General features: G+C 79.1%; 3 protein-coding genes. 2 read left to right on the top strand and 1 reads right to left on the bottom strand.

Translation table 11 applies throughout. From position 1 onward, the window contains the following. A partial coding sequence (locus tag G6556_RS18040) for a PD-(D/E)XK nuclease family protein (protein WP_166944416.1) occupies positions 1-764 on the top strand: 764 nt, incomplete at its 5' end. A gap of 20 nt (positions 765-784) precedes the next feature. Here the strand turns inward: G6556_RS18040 and G6556_RS18035 are convergent. Continuing rightward, the gene (locus G6556_RS18035) at positions 785-1,720 is read right to left on the bottom strand and encodes a phosphotransferase (RefSeq protein ID WP_166944414.1); all 936 of its coding nucleotides are present in this window, start codon (positions 1,718-1,720) and stop codon (positions 785-787) included. Positions 1,721-1,916: 196 nt separating this feature from the next. On the opposite strand from G6556_RS18035, the gene nudC reads away from it, so the two are divergent. Continuing rightward, positions 1,917-3,039, top strand: a 1,123-nt coding sequence (nudC, locus tag G6556_RS18030; RefSeq protein WP_346774994.1) for an NAD(+) diphosphatase, incomplete at its 3' end; no start/stop codon positions are given.

The following is a 3,039-nucleotide window of genomic DNA, read 5'->3' as shown; positions in this document are numbered from 1 at the left end:
CCGCCGCGGCGGTGCGCGCGGCGCGCGAGCGGCGGGCGGCGGGGGGTCCGGCGGCGGCGCGGCGGTCGGCCTGGGACCGCACGGTCGACCTGCTGCTCGCCGAGCGCGCCCTGGAGTCGCGGCCGCGCCCCGAGGTCGAGCTGCCCGCGCACCTGTCCGCCTCCGCGGTCGTCCGGCTGGCCGCGGACAGCGGCGAGTTCGCCCGCGCGCTGCGCCGCCCGGTGCCCAACCGGCCGTCCCCGCAGGCCCGCCGCGGCACGCAGTTCCACGCCTGGGTCGAGGGGTTCTTCGGCTCACCGGCGCTGGTCGACCTCGACGACCTGCCCGGCGCCGATGACGACTCGGTCCCGGTCGACGCCGACGAGGCCGCGCTGCGCGCCGCCTTCCTCGCGACCCCGTGGGCCGCGCTCGTGCCGGTCGCGGTGGAGGTCGACGTCGAGACCACCGTCGCCGGCTACGTGCTGCGCTCGCGGATCGACGCGGTGTTCCGCGACCCGGATCGCCCGGGGGAGCGGGACGCGGTGGTCGTGGTCGACTGGAAGACCGGCGCCCCGCCGTCCGACCCCGCCGCCACGGCGGTGCGGGAGCTGCAGCTCGCGGTGTACCGGCTGGCCTGGTCCCGGTGGACGGGCACGCCGCTCGACCGGGTGAGCGCGGCGTTCTGCTACGTCGGCGCGGGCCGCACGGTCCGCCCGGAGCGCCTGCTGGGCGCGGACGAGATCGAGCGCCTGCTCCTGGCGGCCACGGACGCCCCGCCGGCGTGACCCCGTAGCCCGAGCGCGGGTCAGAGCGGGGCGGCGCCCGGCTCGGCCACGTCGCGGGTCTGCTCGTCCAGCTCGTCCAGCATCTGCACCGCGTCCGCGACCACCTCGTCGTCGCCGGACCGCACGCCGTAGAGCAGCCACCGCGCGAGGGCGAGCTCGCCCGCGAGCAGCGCCCGGTCCGCGAGGTGCGGGTCGGTGAGCTCGGTGCGGCGCAGCTGGTACGCCTCCATGATCGAGTCGACCGAGTCCTGCGGGGCGGCGACCAGCAGCCACGCGAGGTCGTCGGCGGGGTCGGCGACCTTGGCCTCGCCCCAGGACGTCACGCCCGTCACGGCGCCGTCGGCGACGAGGACGTGGTCGGCGGACAGGTCGCCGTGCACGACGACCGGCGCGAACTTCCACACCGCGACGTCCTCGAGCCGCTCCTCCCACCGGCGCAGCAGGGTGGCGGGCACCCGGCCGGTGCGGGCGGCCTCGTCGACCTCCGCGAGCCGGCGTGCGCGGTAGGCGGCGGCGTCGTAGGCGGGCAGGCCCGCGTCCTCGACGATCGCGACCGGCAGCTCGTGCAGCGCGGCGATCGACCGGCCGAGCGAGGCGGCGACCCCCGGGCCGGGGGCGACCCGCTCCAGTTCCACCGGGCGCCCGGGCAGCTCGCGGTGCACGACCACGCGGCCGCCCTCCTCGAGCGGCGCGGCGCCGGCGACCCGCGGCACGTCGAACGGCAGCTTCCCCGCGTCGACCTGGTCGCCGAGCGCGCTCAGCAGCACGAGCTCGGCCTCGAGCGCGGCACCGGCGGCGGCGTTCCGCGGCGCGCGGACCACCCAGTGCCGGCGCTGCCCGTCGGTCACCAGCGCGACGTCGTCGTCCCCGGCGGCCGCGGCGGCGCGCACCTCGCGGGCGTCGAAGCCCGGGACGGCGACGGTCGCGAGAGCGGCGAGAGCAAGGGGAGAACGCACCGTCCCAGGGTAGGACCCCGACGCGCCCGGGGCCGGTCCGCGCGGTGCCGGGCGTGTCACCGCACGTTCACCCGGCGGACACCCGGCGCGGCGCCGCCCGGCGTCCGGGATCGGGGCCGCCGGACGTGGCGCGCGTCGCACCGCCCCCGGTCGGGCGTCGCCTGCGACCGGCGCGCGCGGCGCGTACGGTGGCGACGTGTTCGCCTCCGACCTCCCTCTGTCGCGGACGGTCACGGACCGGGCCGCGGACCTCCGCGGTGACGAGGACCTGCTGCCCGCGCTGCTCGACGACGCCTCCACCCGGGTGCTGCTGGTCTCCGGCGGCCGGGTCGTGACCCGCCGCCGCGGCCGCCGCCCGGCACTGGCGCTGTACTCGCCGCAGGAGGCGGCGCTGCGGGCGCCGAGCTCGTCGCTCGCCGAGCGGTGGGCGTTCCTCGGCTACGACGACGCGGACCGCGTGCCCGGCGTCGCGCCCGGCGAGACCCGGCCGGACGGACCCGCCTACCTGGCGCACCACGTGCCGGAGGGTGCGCCCTCCGCCCTGCCCGCGGGCGACGAGTGGACCGCGCTGCGCGAGGTCGGCGGTGAGCTGTCCGCGCGGGACGCGGGCCTGGCGACGGCCGCCGTCGCGCTCTACGAGTGGCACGTCCGGTACCCGCGCTGCCCGCGGTGCGGCGCCGAGACGCAGCCCGTGTCGAGCGGCTGGGTGCGCCGGTGCCCGGTCGACGGCTCGGACCACTACCCGCGCACCGACCCGGCGGTGATCATGGCGGTCGTCGACGACGCGGACCGCCTGCTGCTCGCCAACTCCGCCGCGTGGCCGACGCACCGGTTCTCGACGCTCGCCGGGTTCGTGGAGCCGGGGGAGTCCGTCGAGCACGCGATCCGCCGCGAGGCGCGCGAGGAGACCGCCGTCGTCGTCGGCGAGGTCGAGTACCGGGGCAGCCAGCCGTGGCCGTTCCCCGCCTCGCTGATGCTGGGCTTCCGCGCCCGCGCGCTGTCCACGGAGATCACCGTCGACGGCGACGAGCTGCGCGCGGCGCGCTGGTTCGACCGGGACACGCTGCGCGCCGAGGTCGAGCAGGGGACCGTCGTGCTGCCGCCGGGGACGTCGATCGCCCGGGCGCTCATCGAGGACTGGTACGGCGGGCCGCTGCCCACCGACCCGCTGCGCGACGGCTGGAGCCGCGGGGCGGTGCCGCCGGCGGCGCAGGCCGCGCCGGCGGAGCCGTCCGCACCGCGCGAGCAGCCCGGCGCGGCCGAGCAGTCCGGCGCGGCCCAGCCCGCACGGGACGCCGAGCCCGCCCCCGCCGACGAGC

Source organism: Cellulomonas sp. IC4_254, from assembly GCF_011603975.1.
GTDB lineage: Bacteria > Actinomycetota > Actinomycetes > Actinomycetales > Cellulomonadaceae > Cellulomonas.
Note: the sequence above shows the minus strand (reverse complement) of the source record. Positions and strands in the feature narration are given on the sequence as shown.